Source organism: Thiorhodovibrio frisius (assembly GCF_033954835.1).
Lineage (GTDB): Bacteria > Pseudomonadota > Gammaproteobacteria > Chromatiales > Chromatiaceae > Thiorhodovibrio > Thiorhodovibrio frisius.
Window position 1 is genome coordinate 4,885,287 of the sequence record NZ_CP121471.1, and the last position, 15,139, is coordinate 4,900,425.

At 56.1% G+C, this 15,139-nt stretch carries 15 protein-coding genes; 6 read left to right on the forward strand and 9 right to left on the reverse strand.

Annotation, left to right across the window (positions count from 1 at the left end; translation table 11 throughout):
- Positions 1-144: 144 nt before the first annotated feature.
- The 9 genes from clpX to adk all read right to left on the reverse strand — a co-directional run bounded on the left by clpX (position 145) and on the right by adk (position 8,976).
- Positions 145-1,425, reverse strand: coding sequence for an ATP-dependent Clp protease ATP-binding subunit ClpX (gene clpX / locus Thiofri_RS22260; protein WP_009148643.1), 1,281 nt, complete (start codon positions 1,423-1,425; stop codon positions 145-147).
- Positions 1,426-1,690: 265 nt separating this feature from the next.
- Positions 1,691-2,389 (reverse strand): ATP-dependent Clp endopeptidase proteolytic subunit ClpP, encoded by a 699-nt coding sequence (gene clpP / locus Thiofri_RS22265; RefSeq protein ID WP_009148644.1) that lies wholly within the window; start codon positions 2,387-2,389, stop codon positions 1,691-1,693.
- Between the two features lie 126 nt (positions 2,390-2,515).
- The gene (tig, locus tag Thiofri_RS22270; RefSeq protein WP_009148645.1) at positions 2,516-3,805 is read right to left on the reverse strand and encodes a trigger factor; all 1,290 of its coding nucleotides are present in this window, start codon (positions 3,803-3,805) and stop codon (positions 2,516-2,518) included.
- A gap of 203 nt (positions 3,806-4,008) precedes the next feature.
- Positions 4,009-5,430 (reverse strand): oxygen-independent coproporphyrinogen III oxidase, encoded by a 1,422-nt coding sequence (hemN, locus tag Thiofri_RS22275; protein WP_009148646.1) that lies wholly within the window; start codon positions 5,428-5,430, stop codon positions 4,009-4,011.
- 55 nt (positions 5,431-5,485) lie between these two features.
- Entirely contained in the window at positions 5,486-6,445 is a 960-nt protein-coding gene (prmB, locus tag Thiofri_RS22280) for a 50S ribosomal protein L3 N(5)-glutamine methyltransferase (RefSeq protein ID WP_009148647.1), read from the reverse strand.
- A gap of 164 nt (positions 6,446-6,609) precedes the next feature.
- Positions 6,610-7,080 carry an Rrf2 family transcriptional regulator gene (locus tag Thiofri_RS22285; protein WP_040855782.1) on the reverse strand — a complete coding sequence of 157 codons (471 nt, stop codon included), beginning with the start codon at positions 7,078-7,080 and terminating at the stop codon, positions 6,610-6,612.
- 123 nt (positions 7,081-7,203) lie between these two features.
- A complete protein-coding gene (locus tag Thiofri_RS22290) occupies positions 7,204-7,746 on the reverse strand; it encodes a DUF1249 domain-containing protein (RefSeq protein ID WP_009148649.1) in 543 nt (180 codons plus the stop codon).
- Between the two features lie 37 nt (positions 7,747-7,783).
- Positions 7,784-8,161 (reverse strand): thioredoxin, encoded by a 378-nt coding sequence (trxA, locus tag Thiofri_RS22295; protein ID WP_009148650.1) that lies wholly within the window; start codon positions 8,159-8,161, stop codon positions 7,784-7,786.
- 152 nt (positions 8,162-8,313) lie between these two features.
- Positions 8,314-8,976: an adenylate kinase gene (adk, locus tag Thiofri_RS22300; protein ID WP_009148651.1), complete on the reverse strand. Its 663-nt coding sequence runs from the start codon at positions 8,974-8,976 to the stop codon at positions 8,314-8,316.
- A gap of 1,026 nt (positions 8,977-10,002) precedes the next feature.
- Between adk and Thiofri_RS22305 the strand changes: the two genes are divergently transcribed.
- The 6 genes from Thiofri_RS22305 (at position 10,003) to Thiofri_RS22330 (ending at position 14,776) form a co-directional block, all read left to right on the forward strand.
- On the forward strand, positions 10,003-10,848 hold the full coding sequence (locus Thiofri_RS22305) for a nucleotidyl transferase AbiEii/AbiGii toxin family protein (protein ID WP_143741878.1): 846 nt from the start codon (positions 10,003-10,005) through the stop codon (positions 10,846-10,848).
- Between the two features lie 52 nt (positions 10,849-10,900).
- Entirely contained in the window at positions 10,901-11,260 is a 360-nt protein-coding gene (locus Thiofri_RS22310; protein WP_009148653.1) for a roadblock/LC7 domain-containing protein, read from the forward strand.
- 39 nt (positions 11,261-11,299) lie between these two features.
- Positions 11,300-11,770, forward strand: a complete 471-nt coding sequence (locus tag Thiofri_RS22315; protein WP_009148654.1) for a hypothetical protein — start codon at positions 11,300-11,302, stop codon at positions 11,768-11,770.
- A gap of 163 nt (positions 11,771-11,933) precedes the next feature.
- Positions 11,934-13,220 carry a hypothetical protein gene (locus tag Thiofri_RS22320; RefSeq protein WP_009148655.1) on the forward strand — a complete coding sequence of 429 codons (1,287 nt, stop codon included), beginning with the start codon at positions 11,934-11,936 and terminating at the stop codon, positions 13,218-13,220.
- A 149-nt stretch (positions 13,221-13,369) separates the two neighbouring features.
- Entirely contained in the window at positions 13,370-14,140 is a 771-nt protein-coding gene (locus tag Thiofri_RS22325; protein ID WP_190275809.1) for a class II glutamine amidotransferase domain-containing protein, read from the forward strand.
- A 195-nt stretch (positions 14,141-14,335) separates the two neighbouring features.
- A complete protein-coding gene (locus tag Thiofri_RS22330) occupies positions 14,336-14,776 on the forward strand; it encodes a hypothetical protein (protein ID WP_009148658.1) in 441 nt (146 codons plus the stop codon).
- Positions 14,777-15,139 lie beyond the last annotated feature (363 nt).

Genomic DNA, 15,139 nt, shown 5'->3' on the forward strand with positions numbered 1-15,139 from the left:
CAAGTGAGTGATATCAGGAGACATCAGGGCAGGCATGCCCAGCTTCAACACAGATGCGCGGGTGGGCGTTGCCGCACACGACTTGCCAGGCGCTTGTCGTGCAAACACACGACAAGCCGCCCTGTCCCGATTATTCAGGAGCGCTCACGCAGACTCGTCCGCTGCCACCTTCGGCTCGCCGCCCTCGTAGAGAATGAACGGCGGGTTTTCGCCAAGAATCACCGAGCGATCCACGGTGATTTTGCTCACATTATCCATCGACGGCAGGTCGTACATGGTATCGAGCAAGGTCTGCTCCATAATGGTACGCAACCCGCGCGCCCCGGTTTTGCGCTCCATCGCCTTAATGGCAATCGTGCGCAGGGCGTCCTCGCGCAGCTCGAGATCGACACCTTCCATCTCGAACAGGCGTTTGTATTGCCGGTAAAGCGAATGCTTGGGCTCGGTCAGAATGCGAACCAGGGCCTCTTCATCAAGCTCCTCAAGCGTGGCCATCACCGGCAGGCGCCCGACAAATTCCGGAATCAGACCATAGCGAATCAGATCCTCAGGCTCCACAGCACTCAGGAGCTCGGTCATCTGCTTGTCGTCGTCCTGGCTGTGAACCTCGGCCGAGAAGCCAATACCGCCTTTCTTGGAACGGGTGCGAATGATGCGGTCCAGACCGGCAAAGGCACCACCAACGATAAACAGGATGCTCGAGGTATCCACCTGCAGGAACTCCTGCTGCGGATGCTTGCGCCCGCCCTGGGGAGGCACCGAGGCAACAGTCCCCTCAATCAGCTTGAGCAACGCCTGCTGCACGCCTTCGCCAGAGACATCGCGGGTAATGGAAGGGTTGTCCGCCTTACGCGAAATCTTGTCGATTTCATCGATATAGACGATGCCAGTCTGCGCCTTTTCGACATCGTAGTCGCACTTTTGCAGCAGCTTCTGGATGATGTTCTCGACATCCTCACCGACATAACCGGCCTCAGTCAGGGTAGTGGCGTCGGCGATCGTGAAGGGAACATTAAGCAGTCGCGCCAGGGTCTCTGCCAGCAGAGTCTTGCCGGAGCCGGTGGGGCCGATGAGCAGAATATTGCTCTTGGCGATCTCGACCTCGTCCTTGCCGCCGGAAAGCTCCATGCGTTTGTAGTGATTGTAAACAGCCACTGAAAGCACCTTTTTGGCGTGCTCCTGGCCGATGACGTATTGATCAAGGCTGTCGTTGATCTCGCGCGGCTTTGGCAGCTTGCTTGCCGCCTCATCCGCCGTTTCCTGCATCTCCTCGCGGATGATGTCGTTGCACAGGTCAACGCACTCATCGCAGATAAACACCGAGGGACCCGCAATGAGCTTGCGAACCTCGTGTTGACTCTTGCCGCAGAACGAGCAGTAGAGAAGTTTTCCGTCGTCGTGTTTGCCTTGGCTGTTTCCGCTCATAATTTCTAAAGACCGTCTCTAACCAATGGGGCTGCGGGCCTTACTCTCTGGACTCTCCCGCGACCTTGAAGCCAGCGCCGAACTCGCACTGCGCGATCCGGCGGATACCTGCCGCTCAGTGACTGATACGCATCATATACGCATCATAGCGACCTTCCGCCCGATAACCAAGGCGACAAGACCGGGACCGACCTGACTCGCTTGGGCGAGCATCCCCAAGACCGGTGGGACAAGACTGTCGATACCATGCATCCCCGCCGGCGAATCAGGATTTTTCGGTATCAGTCTTTTTGTCTGGCATATCGCGTTTGTCGATTACTTTGTCGATCAGACCATAGTCCACCGCCTCCTCGCCGCCGAGAAACCGATCACGCTCGGTATCATCGGCAATTTTCTCAATCGGCTGTCCGGTATGGTGCGAGAAAATGCGATTCAGTTGCTCGCGAATTTTGAGAATCTCGCGCGCATGGATGTCGATGTCGCTGGCCTGACCCTGAAAGCCGCCCAACGGCTGATGAATCATCATGCGCGAATGCGGCAGACAGAAGCGCTTTCCCGCAGTTCCGCCGGCAAGGAGCAAGGCGCCCATGCTGGCGGCCTGGCCCACACACATGGTGCTGACATCCGGGCGAATGAAGCACATGGTGTCGTAAATGGCCAAACCCGCCGTCACCGACCCGCCGGGAGAGTTGATATAGAAGTGGATGTCCTTGTCAGGATTCTCGGACTCAAGGAACAGCATTTGCGCAACCACCAGATTAGCCGTGTGATCATCCACCGGCCCAACCAGAAAGATGACCCGTTCCTTGAGCAGGCGCGAGAAGATATCGAAGGAGCGTTCGCCACGTGCCGTCTGCTCGACAACAATGGGCACCAGGCCAAGGCCCTGAGGATCCCAGGTACCGCCTCCGTTCCCGCTTGCGTTCCCGCTGTTGATCCCACCGTTGATCAGGCTGCGCTCCATGTTGTGTTCTCTCTCGCGAAGGTAAATGGCAATAGGAAAAAACCGATTTGACGCTCGTGACGCCAACCACATTTGCAAGCAATATGCGCGCCAGGCATTACAGCCCCAGACTGCGCAGGCGCTGCCTTACTGCCCGGTTTCGGTCAACTCAAAAAACGTCTTGGGTTCATCCTCGACCTGGGCTTCTTCCAGCAGGTGCGCAACTACCGTCCCCTCAAGCAGGGAGGCGCGAATCTGGGATAAACGCTCTTTATCGGCAAGGTAGTAGTTGATCACTTCCTGCGGCTGCTCGTAGCCAGCCGCCAGAGCCTCGAGCTTGGTGCGCACGGCATCGTCACTGACACTGAGCGCGTGGTGTTTGACCACTTCATTGATCAGCAGGCCAGTTGCCACCCGACGGCGCGCGGTCTCGAGAAAGAAAGACGCAGGAAAAGGCAGAGGCTGGTTGTTGGTCGACTTGCTGAACGACTCCTGCATGGCCCGCGCCTCCTGATCGATCAGCGACTGCGGCAACTCGGTTGGATTGGCCTCAATCAGGGCATCAAACACCCGTGATTTGACGGTTTCATCGACGCGCTCGCGCAACTCCCGCTCCATGGTCTCGCGCACATCGGTGCGGAAATCGGCCATTTCGCCACTGGCCACACCCATCGATTTGATGAAGTCAGCATCCACCTCGGGCAGTTTGGGCTCCGCAACCTTGTGCACCTTCACCTCGAAGTGCACTTGCTTCCCGGCCAGGTGCTTAGCGTGGTAGTCCTCTGGAAACTGCAAGTCGAACTCGCGCGCTTGTGCGGGTGCGGCGCCAATGAGTTCATCCTCGAAACCCGCGATCATGCGATCGGCGCCGATCTCTACGGTGTAATCCTCGGCCGTCCCGCCATCGAAAGCCTCGCCATCGATGGTCCCTTTGAACGCCATGCCAACCTGGTCGCCTTTGCGCGCCCCGCGCTCGACCTCGATCCACTCGCATCGCTGCTGGCGCAGTCGCTCGATCATCTGATCGACATCGGTGTCGGCAATCTCGGCCACCGGGCGCTTGATCTTGGCGTCGGCCAGGGGCTTTAGCTCGACTGCCGGAAACACCTCAAAGCTTGCGGTATAGGCATACCGACGGGCTTTCTGGTCGATATCCGGCTCAATACTCGGCATGCCAGCGGGCTTGAGATCTTCCTGTTCCACTGCGGTCGGAAAGGTGGATTGCACCATTTCGCCAAAAACTTCGCTGCGTACCTGATCGCCATATTGCTGGCGCAACACCCGCACCGGCACTTTTCCTGGACGAAAACCCGGCACTCGCGCCGAGCGTGCAAAGCGCTGCAAGCGCTTGTCGATCTCGGCCTCGATGTCATCCGCCAGAAGGTCCACGCGCATTTCGCGCTTCAGCCCCTCACCCGCCTGCACAGATACTTGCATGAAGCTCTATCTCCTGATTTTCACCATCGCGCCTGGAGCAAAATTTGCCCTGGCAAACGCAAAACCCTGCATTCTAACCGCCATGCGCACTCCACTCCAGCGAGAATGTTGCTTTGACCGCGCGCCTGCGCAAACATTCAGTAAGGAAGCAGCGATGAAGAAACCCCCAGCGGCGCCCGGCATCGGGCCAGAAGGCAGTCGCTTTAGATGACTTTCGAGAAGCCTCCAGCCCCTTGTGTCGCTTCGCGATAGGCATCGAACCCCATGCAGATGTTGCGAATCAGCAGCCGTCCTTTGGGCAGCACGCGGATGCCGCTTGCGTCGGTTTCGAGCAGGCCGTCGGCTTCCATCCCCTTGAGCCTGGCAAGCCCGGTGGCGAAATAGTCGACAAAGTTAATATCCCACACACGCTCGACCTCGGCAAAGTCGAGCTTGAAGTTGCAGATGAGGCGGGTGATGACATCGCGGCGCAGTTCGTCGTCGCGATTGAGCTCAATGCCGCGGAAGACGGCCAGCCGGCCAGCGTCGATGTCGGCGTTGTAGGCCTCCATTTCGCGCTGGTTCTGGCCATAGGTGTTGGCCACCTTGCCGATGGAGGTGACACCCAGGCCAATCAGGTCGGCATCGGCATGGGTGGAGTAGCCCTGGAAGTTGCGATACAGGGTGCCATTGCGCTGCGCCAGCGCCAGTTCATCGTCCGGACGGGCGAAATGGTCCATGCCGATGTAGAGCCAACCGGCGTCGGTCAGGCGCTCGATGGTCATTTGCAAGATGTCGAGTTTGACCTGAGGCGGCGGCAGATCATCGTCCTTGATGCGCCGCTGCGGGCTGAAGCGTGATGGCAGGTGGGCGTAGTTGAATACCGACACCCGCTCGGGCGCGGCATCAATGACCTTATCGAGTGTCTTGCTGAATTCATCCGGGTCCTGGAAGGGCAGGCCGTAGATGAGATCGATGCTAATAGAGCCAAAGCCGACCTTGCGCGCGGCCTCAAGCACCGCCATGGTTTCAGCTTCGGTCTGAATGCGGTTGACGGCTTTCTGCACCTTGGTGTCAAAATCCTGCACGCCCAGGCTCATGCGGTTAAAGCCCAGCTCGCGCAGCAGCTTGACGGTGTCGCCTCCGGCCTCGCGCGGGTCGATCTCAATGGAATACTCACCGCTGTCATCATCAAGCAGGCGGAAATTCTTGCGCGTCTGATCCATCAGCTCACGCATCTGCTGCTGGCTGATGAAGGTCGGGGTGCCGCCGCCCCAGTGGAGCTGCTCGACCACCCGATCATCATCAAAGAGCGCACTCTGCATTTCCATCTCGCGGTACATGCGCTCAAGATATGGCTGGGCGAGGCTGCGATCTTTGGTGGCGACCTTGTTGCAGGCGCAGTAGAAGCACAGGGTGTCGCAGAAGGGGATATGAAAATACAAAGACAACGGGCGCTTGCTTGCGTTGCTGCGCTCACAGGTGGCGCGGTAGGCTGCCTCGTCAAAGCCCTCGTTGAACTCCACTGCGGTGGGGTACGAGGTATAGCGCGGGCCGCTCTGGTCGTAGCGCTTGATGAGGTCAAGGTCAAAGACGGTGCGCTGATCCGCCATCTGCGCCTGGGTAGTCTGCGGTTGGTCAAGCATGGTTCTTTCGCTAGCTGTTGGAAGTTGAAGCGCGGGCTGCGGCAGACCCCGGAAGTCAGGGTGATGCCATCGCCTGTGCGAACTGAGCATGATAGTCGATCAGCTGCTCGCGATGGAGCAGAAAAACGCCCTCACCGCCATGTTCAAATTCAAGCCACACAAAAGGAACGCTCGGCAGCCGTTCCTGTAGCAGCTCCGCCGTGTTGCCGACTTCAACGATGAGCACCCCCTGTTCGCTCAGGTAGTCCGGCGCTTCATGCAGAATGCGCAGCACCAGATCAAGGCCCTCTTCGCCGGCCGCGAAGGCGGCTTCGGGCTCGTGCGCATACTCGGGTGGCAAGCTGGCTAGTTCGGCTTGCCCGACATAAGGCGGATTGGACAGCATCAGATCGTAGCGGCAGCCGCCAAGCGCGCTGAACAAGTCCGATTCGACCACCCGCACCCGCTCTTGCAACCCCGCGTCATTCATCAGGCTGTGCATATTCCTGGTTGCGACCCGCAGCGCGGCAGCCGAGCGCTCCGCCAGATCGACTTGGGCTTGCGGCAGGTAAGCGGCGGTAGCAATGCCGATACAGCCGCTGCCGGCGCAAAGATCGAGCACCGCCGCGATCTGGTCCGGGTCGAGCCAGGGCTCAAACTGGTTTTGGATCAACTCCGCAATCGGCGAGCGCGGAATCATGACCGCTTCATCCACGGCGAACTCGAGCCCGGCAAACCAAGCGCGTCCTGTCAGATATGCGGCGGGAATTCGCTCTCGTACACGCCGCTCGAGCAGTGCAGTCAGCAATGAGCGCTCGCTAGGCGTTAGACGGCAGGGATGCAGATCGGCGGTGAGCGGCAGCGCAAGATGCAGAGCATCGGCGATCAGCCAGCAGGCATCATCCACCGCATTGCCGGTACCATGACCAAAGAACAGGCCGGACTGGTTAAAGCGGCTACTGGCCCAGCGGATAAAATCCCCAATGGTGATCAGGTCCTGGGTATCAGTAAGCAAATCGGGCGAGGGTTGTTCCATGAGCGAGGGGCGCGGCGGCCATGATGAGGCAACTAACAAAGAGGCCTTCAGAATAGCATTGGCCGCCCACCGGTGCGCGACCCGGCAAGGGTCCGCCTGCAATCTCGCGGAAAGATCGGTCCGCAACTCCGGCGCTTGCCGCCCTCCCACCCAGGTCGCAGGTTTCAGGCCGCACGTTTGTTCAGAGGCTCGGCCACCAGGCGCGCGTTGGGCTGGAGACGCGGATCGCGATGGCCACCGCGCTCGACCAAGTCCCGCAGCGAGATGTCGCTGAGAAAGCCGAAAATCTCTTCGCTCAGCTGATCCCACAAGCTGTGCGTCAGGCACTTCTGCCCGTTGCGACAGTTCTCGCGACCACCGCAGCGGGTGAACTCGACCCACTCGTCGACCGCGCAAATAATGTCGGCAATGGAAATCTCGCCCGATCCCTTGCCCAGATAGTAACCCCCACCCGGCCCGCGCACGCCGCGCACCAAACTTTTGGCGCGCAAGGCAGAGAAGAGTTGCTCTAAGTAAGAGAGCGAAATGCCCTGGTTTTCAGAAATATCAGCCAGCGTGACTGGGCCCTGACCGTCGTGGAGCGCCAGGTCCAGCATCGCCGTGACTGCATATCTACCCTTAGTGGAAAGCCTCATAATCGCGTACCCCAAATCCATGCGTCGCGCCAGGCGACCCTAATACCCTACTCATTAGCTTGGTTTTAAGGTGGCAATTGTCAAGCATCGGAGCAGGAATATTTTTCGGGGCGCGCCGGGCAGTCAGCACAGAGTTGCAGGGTCCGCCACTCTGGCCTTGGTCGTGTGCTGACGCGCCGGGAAGAAGCGATAGTCCTCGCTCACGCAATAAGACAACCACTTGGCAAGAAACCAGTTGGCGTTCCATTTCGATTGCAGGTTTGCCAGACGATCATCGCCAAGCAGCGGCAGGGCCGTCTGACGCAGCGCGATCACCTCGACCTGGCGCGCGTCATGGCAGACGCGCAATCTGGCATCAGGGTCTGCCTGAAACGATTCTGCTGGCAAAGAGTCTGACTGGAGATGTCCGACTGGGAACATTTCCTGCCCCATCTCAACACACTGAGGCCCACCCTGGGGTGAAAAGCGGTAGGTCAAGCGCACCATGGTGGTATAGCGCGCCTGATCAATCACGTCCAGGTAAAGATCTGTGCCCCGACCCGGTGCCCGATGCGCCCCTGACAACAGGCGCAAATCGGGCGCCAGGCACAGGAGCAGACGGTGATTTTCTTCCATCAGTTCGAGCAGGTCGCCGACCGTTGGGCCGCGCAGCCAGGAAATGGCCATAACAGAGAGGGCTCCGGAAGAACACAGGCAACAGCTGTCAGCCGTTGTTGGCCGCCGCCTGCTGCTGCTCCATGTCGGCGCGCACCTTGTCCATGTCGAGCTCGCTGGCCTGGGTGAGCAGATCGCGGAAAGATGCCTCCGGCAGCGCGCCAGCCTGGGAGAAAATAATCACCTGGTCGCGGAAGATCATCAGCGTGGGGATCGAGCGGATCTGGAAATGCGCCGCGAGCTGCTGCTCTTCCTCAGTGTTGACCTTGGCGAAAACGATGTCGTCGTGATCGTTCGAGACTTTCTCATAAACAGGTGCAAAGGAGCGGCAGGGACCGCACCACGGCGCCCAATAATCAACAACAACGAAAGGGTTTTGCGTAATCGTGGACTCGAAATTGTCGCTGGTCAGTTCAACGATAGCCATCTTGGCCTCCTGTTAGCTTGAATCTGGTTGCAGTATGGCTGCCAGTGTAACAGATCAGCACAATCCCGACAGCGCCGCTCTGGTGCTCGAAAGCGCGGCAATCGAACACTTAAAGTAAAAACAGCGCCGGCTGGATGCCGGCGCCGTGGTCTTCAGCCCGCTTCGGCCAGCGCTTGCTGAATGCGCTCGCGCACTTCATCAACACCCGCCACGCCCTCAACCCTGCAATAACGCGGGGCACCTTCGCCACCCTGCTCCGCCCAGCTTGAGTAATACTCAATCAGCGGGCTGGTCTGATCATGGTAAACCTCCAGACGCTTGCACACCGTCTCTTCCTTGTCATCATCGCGCTGCACCAATGGCTCGCCGGTCACATCGTCCTGGCCCTCCACTTTGGGCTGATTAAAAACAACGTGATAGGTGCGCCCCGAGGCCAGATGCACGCGCCGCCCCGACATGCGTTTGATGATTTCCTCATCCGGCACCGCGATCTCCACCACCGCATCGACAAAAACCTTGCCGGCCTTCAGCCCCTCGGCCTGGGCGATGGTGCGTGGGAAGCCATCGAACAAAAAGCCATTCTGGCAGTCATCCTCAGCAATACGCTCCTTGACCATGGCCATGATGATGTCATCCGACACCAGCCCGCCTGCATCCATAATGGCCTTGGCCGCCTGGCCAAGCTCGCTGCCAGACTTAACCTGGGCACGCAGCATGTCACCAGTGGAGATTTGCGGAATCTTGAAGTGCTCAGTAATGAAACCGGCCTGGGTACCCTTGCCCGCTCCCGGTCCGCCGAGAAGAATAACGCGCATGTTCTTAAGCCCTCATGATGGTCAAGTGAAGCCCGACTAGGCTGCCACAGCGGCGGGAAGGGGGCAAACTTTGGCGGATAGCACTTGCTCATCAGGCTTTTAGGGTCAAAGAAGTATTTTGTTTTCTGTAACACTATTGCAAAGCGTTGATAAAACGCCTTTTTTCATGATCTTTTCGCGTGCATTTTTAGGCGGGCTTCGGGACATGTAGGCATTCAAGCAGCTTCCAGTAACCGCGTTCATTTCGCTCGCGGGGCCGGGCACGGTAGTGCTCGAGCCCCTGGCGCGGGTCTTTGTCAGGGTTGTCCGGGGCTTCGTTCACCATTGGGAAAATGTAGCGGATTGCGCGGCTGCGGGCATCGCTGTCACGCCCCCCCCGAGGCGCAAAACCCGGGGACTAGAAGGCATCTTGAGATCAGGCTGAATCAATTCGGAAATCGGCCGTCCTCGCACCGGGGGCGCGAAAAAGAATTCGAGCCTAATGGACCCTTTGATTCCAGACCCTTTGATTCCATCCGCGCCTCACCGCCAGCCGCCTTTATGCCATGGTGCATAAGCGCGGGTCTACCGGCGGGCCGGACTATTCCCGTCATCTCATCACTCATGTGCGCCCGAAGCCTATCTGCGCCTCAAGACTCTGCCCGGAGAGTAAGCGCAGGTCGATCTGGAGTTGTTTCATGATGTCGCAAGGCAGCATGCCGTAATTGGGTGCTGCAACCAGGAGTCGGGCTTCGCGCCGAACCTGGAGTGGCCGCAAGACAGGACTACCTCGGAAACATCGTCGAGCCGATGCCCTCTGGCACCCAGAATCGACCACGGCCTGAAGTGGCTGGTAGCCCGCCCGTGGGTCGCATTTCCCACCTGCAGGACGGTAGTATGTGAACGGTTTCACAAAACGCGATGCTCGGCTCTGCTAAAATTCACACTAATTCATCCCCTGTCGATATATATACTGAAATGCTTCAAGAGCAAAATGCTTCAAGAGCATCATGAAATTGCCAGCTAAAGAAGCTGTGCACATTAGACATGAACCCAATCATTAGCCAGATCGGACAGAACCTAATGACGTCCGCCTTAAACAAAATTCAAATTGAAACGCTTCGCGATTTATGCCACATCTACCCTGAATCCAAAAGCACGCTTATTGGTGCTGTCGCATTAGGGTTTTATTTGGAGGTATCTTGGCGCAAAACCGCCGATATAGACCTTGTTGTTGCATTAGGCCGAAATGAAATTTTGACGACACTTTCGCAGTATTCTGATTGGACGAGGCATCCAACGCGTGAGTGTCGTTTTCAATCGCCGCAAGGCCCTTTCTTGAATATTATTCCTGCCGGAAAGGAGCATTTAGAAAAAGGAATAGTTCAGCTGGCAAATGGTCAGGCCATGAACTTGGTTGGGATTGATTTGGCATTAACTCACTCCGAGCCCCATAAGGTGGCGGATTCTCTTGAAGTCAAGGTTTCGCCTCCTTGCTGTATTGCAATTTTAAAGATGGTGTCTTTTTTGATTCGTCCCTATGAAAGACTTCGCGATTTACAAGATATTGCCCAACTGCTTGATGTTTATATCGATGATACATCCAATCGCTTTTGGGATGTGGGCGTGGAACATATCGGGAATTTCGATTTGGTTCCAGCTTATCTTCTGGGGCAAGATATCGGTAAAATAGTAACCGAGAGACACGTCCAGACACTTCAAGATTTTTTTCAAACGCTGATCGATCCTGAATCTGTGCATCACGCATGGATGGAGAGGCATGGGCCCTCCCATTGGAATGCTGAAAAAGAACCGCTTCTCCAAAGGTTAAAAGTGTTGCGTCAAGGTATTGAACATAGTCTTGGAACAAACATACTTGATGGGGCAACTTAAATACGGGAGAGGCAGCCCGTTCAACTCGAGATGATTACAAAACGGAGGCAAAATGGGAATTCCAAAAGATATTTTAAACTCCCTCAACGGCGATGTTGAGGGGTTACAGACGGCCGCGCTCTTTAGTTCGGACGGTCTCCCACTATTGATCAACAACCCGGCCAATGCCGATGTGGAGTCGTTTTCGGCCAAGTTTGCCATGGTATCGAAACTGGTTAGCAAGACCGTGACGTCACTCAATGGTGGTCGCACGGACGAGATCCTGGTGGAGCAGGACAAGGGCTGGATTCTCTTGCGGGCCGTTGGCAAGGCGGATTTGAATCTCATTATCAGTGTCACGCCCGATGCCACATTGGGGAATCTCAGAATGGTAGCCAAGAGACTGGTGGCGGACATAGCCGCGGCCGTTTGAGACGACATAATCTAAGACTATTTGAGTTGGAGGTGACCAATGGCAAGTGAAGAGGAAAAGAAAAGACAATTGGTGCGCGTGCTTTCGTTGATGATCGAGGGTCTGGCGAAAGGAATCTATGATCTGTTCGACGATTCCGCCTTTGCCCTGATGAGGATAGTGGGCACCGACCTGCTGGAGATCATGCAGAAGGAGATGGGGCTCGAGATCGAAGGTGAAAACCCAACGGATGTGCTGAACGAATTACTCCGTATCTGGGTCGATGAGATCGGATTCTTTGATGATGCCACCGTAAAAGAGATTGAGAACGGATGGATGATCGAGGGAAATCGGTGCAAGGGCTGGAATCTTACACAGAAGATTTTGGCCACAGGGGTCAAGCAGCCGTTCACCTGCCCGGTGATGAACACCATGAACGCTGCTCTTGCCAAGATGGAGGTGCAGACGCACATGAACATCGAACCGATTCCCGAAACCCGAGGGACACGGTTTACGCTCACCCGTATCTAGCCCGCTTTGCCGCGGTTCTCTTACCTGGTGGACTTGAGGAGAGCGCCGTGGCAATCGGGCCGGTCACGTGAGTGGCCGCGTGCGCGGCGGATCATGAGGAGATGAGTTGCCGATACGACACGTTTGAGCATTCCGCGGATACTCGAAAATATAACGGTGAGGAATGTCAGAGGAAATCTTTTTCTTCAGAAGAGAGGATACGCTCTCGCACGAGCAGGACCGATACTATCAGGATCTTTTCTATCGCGTATTGAAGATCGGTCCAGAACTGGAATGCGGACTGCCTGGCGGGATGCAGCCCAATGTATTCCGGGCTCATCTCGAAAAGCGACTCCGACCTTCACGGGACCTTGAGAATCTGGGAGAACTGGGCATTTTTGATGTGGTTAAGGAACACTGCGGGGTGGAAATGCAGGTCATCGGCCGGCATCCTCAATGGAACTCCCTCATGGAGCAGTACAGGCAGATCATCGATATCCTCTTGGAAGAGAAGATGCGCATGCGCCAGACCTGCGGCCTCCATTTTCATCTCATTGCCGTTGGGCTATCCGAGCGAATCCCGCAGATCATTCTGGCCAACCTTTGGAACCTCGTGCGTAAACATGCGCCCGGATTAAAGTACCTGTTTAGCGGTGGAGATGTGTCCAGTGGCATGTGCCGCCGCCGACAGCACAATGCGCATCAGGAGTTCATGGAGCACGCTCCCGTTCAAAAGGATATGCCGGAGATTCAAGCGCTCCTGAAACAAAGCCAGAAGGTACCTGAACATCAAAACTTCTTCAATCTGGAACATGTGGAATTCGATGAAGATGGTCGCATTAAGACCTTTCACTTGGAGATGCGGTTCCCCGACGGGGATCTCGTGCCCACCTCCATTGTAGCCAAGACGTTTCTTTTTCTGGCATTGGTTTTAAAGGCGGTGGAGCTATCCAAATACGGACTGATCCACACGGGGAGGAAGGGTTCCTGGGAACGGAAAAAGCAACTCCTGGACCTGCTGAGCAATAATGACGGGGAATTGGCACGAAGTGATACCTCCGGCATAGGAGACGAGGAGATCCGTGAACTAAGACAAGACGCCACGGACTTGTTGCTGTTCCTCAAGTCCATTTTCAACAAATTCACCAACCCGGCCTACTCGGTACTAAAACATCTGGCCGAGCGGCCGATTTCCGCCTATCGCATTGAGGGCCGCGACTGGAGGGATATTGAGCGAGACCTCCAAGGGCATGTTAACTATCCGGTGTTCGTGGATGATGTGGATAAGGTGATCATTAAGCATATCGAGTTGGGACTGGTACGGGGACAGTCCTCGGCAGATGACTGGCTTGGTTGCGTTTCGGCCAAATCGGGAGTGACCAAAACGGAGGTGAAGCAACGCATCAATCAGTATCTGGAAAGGTACCCGTCGTGGGATGGCGAGGAGGGGTCCTATGTGTTTGGAAGGTAGGATGTCAGATTTGATGGGCTTGTGGTGGCTTGGTTACCACTTTGGCCTGAAGAAGTAGCGCTGGCTCAGGCTCGAGCGAGATTGATTGAAGTGTATAGGGGTGGGGCGAAATCGTGTGTGGATTGATGGGGATCCAGTTGGGTCGACGATTGACATGCGCCGAGCACCAACGGGTCAAGGAACTCTTCACAGGGGTGTTGCTGGCCAACGAGGAACGGGGGCGTGAGGCCACGGGCGTGGCTGCATTCTGGCCGGACGGAAGCCACAACATTTTGAAACTGCCGGTATGTGCGAGTGAGTTCGTCGCTTCCCAGGAATTCGCGGATTTCATGAATTCATGGGACCTCTCAACCTGCACGTTACTGGGACACACACGGAAACCCACCAAGGGCTCCGTCTGGAATCCCGACAACAATCAACCGATTCGGGTTGGGCAGACGGTGGGAATCCATAACGGCACCATACAGAATGACAACTTCTTATTTGATACCCAGAACCTTGAGCGCAAGGCTGAGGTGGATAGTGAAATCATCTTCTCCATGCTAAACACCATTGAGGATATCTCTCGCATGGACTTGGAAACGATCAGCGCCATTCAACGCGTTTCCAGAGAGCTTACCGGATATTTCACCACTCTTTCCGTGCAACTGGAAAAGCCCCATCAGGTGTTGGTAATGAAATATAACAACCCCGTTTCATTTCATTATAGCCGTTCGTTGCAGGCCTATTTTTTTTCCTCGAGATATGTGTTCCTGCGAAAGGCGTTTGGTCGGCAGGTGGTAACGGAGGCACTGGAAAGCAAGACTGGTTATCTGTTCGACGCCATGCGTCAGGAAGAGCCCGTGGGGAGACCCCACGTCCACTTTCCCTTGCAATCCACATCAGATTGTTGTTGTTGCATCGAAGCCACGGGTTTTTGAAAAATGTGTCTTCAACTACCCTGATGCTTCGCTTTTGGGTAGTTCTTGAATCTTCATCCCGTAACGGAGAAATGCCTTGGCACGCCCAAGGTGCGGCTCGCTGCCGATACATTCCGGTTTGCGGATACTAGAGCGATCCGGATACTTGTCGTTCATGGAGGTTTTTAGAATCCATCGATTAAGAAGGGGATAGATATGAGCGAAAATGAGAATAATAAAGATCGGCGTATAGATCGGTCTGCAATTCCCCTGATCGCCGTTAGAAAACAGCTGGAACGAATAGTGAAAGATGGGAATCTGAAGGCAGCTGTACTGGCCAGCAGCGACGGTTTAACTCTTGTTGCTCCAGTTAACGATGATCAGTCCGAGGCGATTTCGGCGCTTGCGGGGTATTTAAACAAAGCAAAATCATTGATTGAGAAGAATCTGCTTAATACCGCAGCAACGGATATCACTTTCACGGGACAAGATGGTACAACTTTTCATTGCCGATATCTTGAACTTTTTGATGAATTGGTAACTCTAGCCGTTATTACCAAAGGGGCTGCACCATCGGGGGAAATCCTGAGCCGTGCCATGAGTGGGATCATGCGTATCATGCGGAAGCACGATCAGCTTTCTACTAGGCACGGATGACGATGCCGGCAGTGCCTGAATGGGGTGACGCCACTTCAGTTCATCGACCAGCTCTCGGGCTAAACTGATCCGACATCGTCAGCGCCCGCACGGCGCCGCGTCATCGCTACTATGGGGTGCTTAGGTTCCCAACTCGCCTTGGGGCGCCGCGGCGAACGGACATGGGCGGGTTCCGAGGGACGAGCCGGACGATACCCTCGCGGCCACCACGGCCAAGCCAGCGGCGAACCCTCGCTTCTCGGCACGATATCTCTGGGTCATACAGCCGTCTGGTCGCTCGCGCGACCATATTGGCTCAGACCACCCGTTTAACCAAATGCGCGCGGATCATTGCGTTTCCTGCGGTATAGGGTCTTGAAGCCG

Excerpts from the sequence above, each read along its gene's own strand:
- clpX (WP_009148643.1), bottom strand. The coding sequence starts at position 1,425 with ATGAGCGGAAACAGCCAAGGCAAACACGACGACGGAAAACTTCTCTAC.
- clpP (WP_009148644.1), bottom strand. The coding sequence starts at position 2,389 with ATGGAGCGCAGCCTGATCAACGGTGGGATCAACAGCGGGAACGCAAGC.
- tig (WP_009148645.1), bottom strand. The coding sequence starts at position 3,805 with ATGCAAGTATCTGTGCAGGCGGGTGAGGGGCTGAAGCGCGAAATGCGC.
- hemN (WP_009148646.1), bottom strand. The coding sequence starts at position 5,430 with ATGCTTGACCAACCGCAGACTACCCAGGCGCAGATGGCGGATCAGCGC.
- prmB (WP_009148647.1), bottom strand. The coding sequence starts at position 6,445 with ATGGAACAACCCTCGCCCGATTTGCTTACTGATACCCAGGACCTGATC.
- Thiofri_RS22285 (WP_040855782.1), bottom strand. The coding sequence starts at position 7,080 with ATGAGGCTTTCCACTAAGGGTAGATATGCAGTCACGGCGATGCTGGAC.
- Thiofri_RS22290 (WP_009148649.1), bottom strand. The coding sequence starts at position 7,746 with ATGGCCATTTCCTGGCTGCGCGGCCCAACGGTCGGCGACCTGCTCGAA.
- trxA (WP_009148650.1), bottom strand. The coding sequence starts at position 8,161 with ATGGCTATCGTTGAACTGACCAGCGACAATTTCGAGTCCACGATTACG.
- adk (WP_009148651.1), bottom strand. The coding sequence starts at position 8,976 with ATGCGCGTTATTCTTCTCGGCGGACCGGGAGCGGGCAAGGGTACCCAG.
- Thiofri_RS22305 (WP_143741878.1), top strand. The coding sequence starts at position 10,003 with ATGAACCCAATCATTAGCCAGATCGGACAGAACCTAATGACGTCCGCC.
- Thiofri_RS22310 (WP_009148653.1), top strand. The coding sequence starts at position 10,901 with ATGGGAATTCCAAAAGATATTTTAAACTCCCTCAACGGCGATGTTGAG.
- Thiofri_RS22315 (WP_009148654.1), top strand. The coding sequence starts at position 11,300 with ATGGCAAGTGAAGAGGAAAAGAAAAGACAATTGGTGCGCGTGCTTTCG.
- Thiofri_RS22320 (WP_009148655.1), top strand. The coding sequence starts at position 11,934 with ATGTCAGAGGAAATCTTTTTCTTCAGAAGAGAGGATACGCTCTCGCAC.
- Thiofri_RS22330 (WP_009148658.1), top strand. The coding sequence starts at position 14,336 with ATGAGCGAAAATGAGAATAATAAAGATCGGCGTATAGATCGGTCTGCA.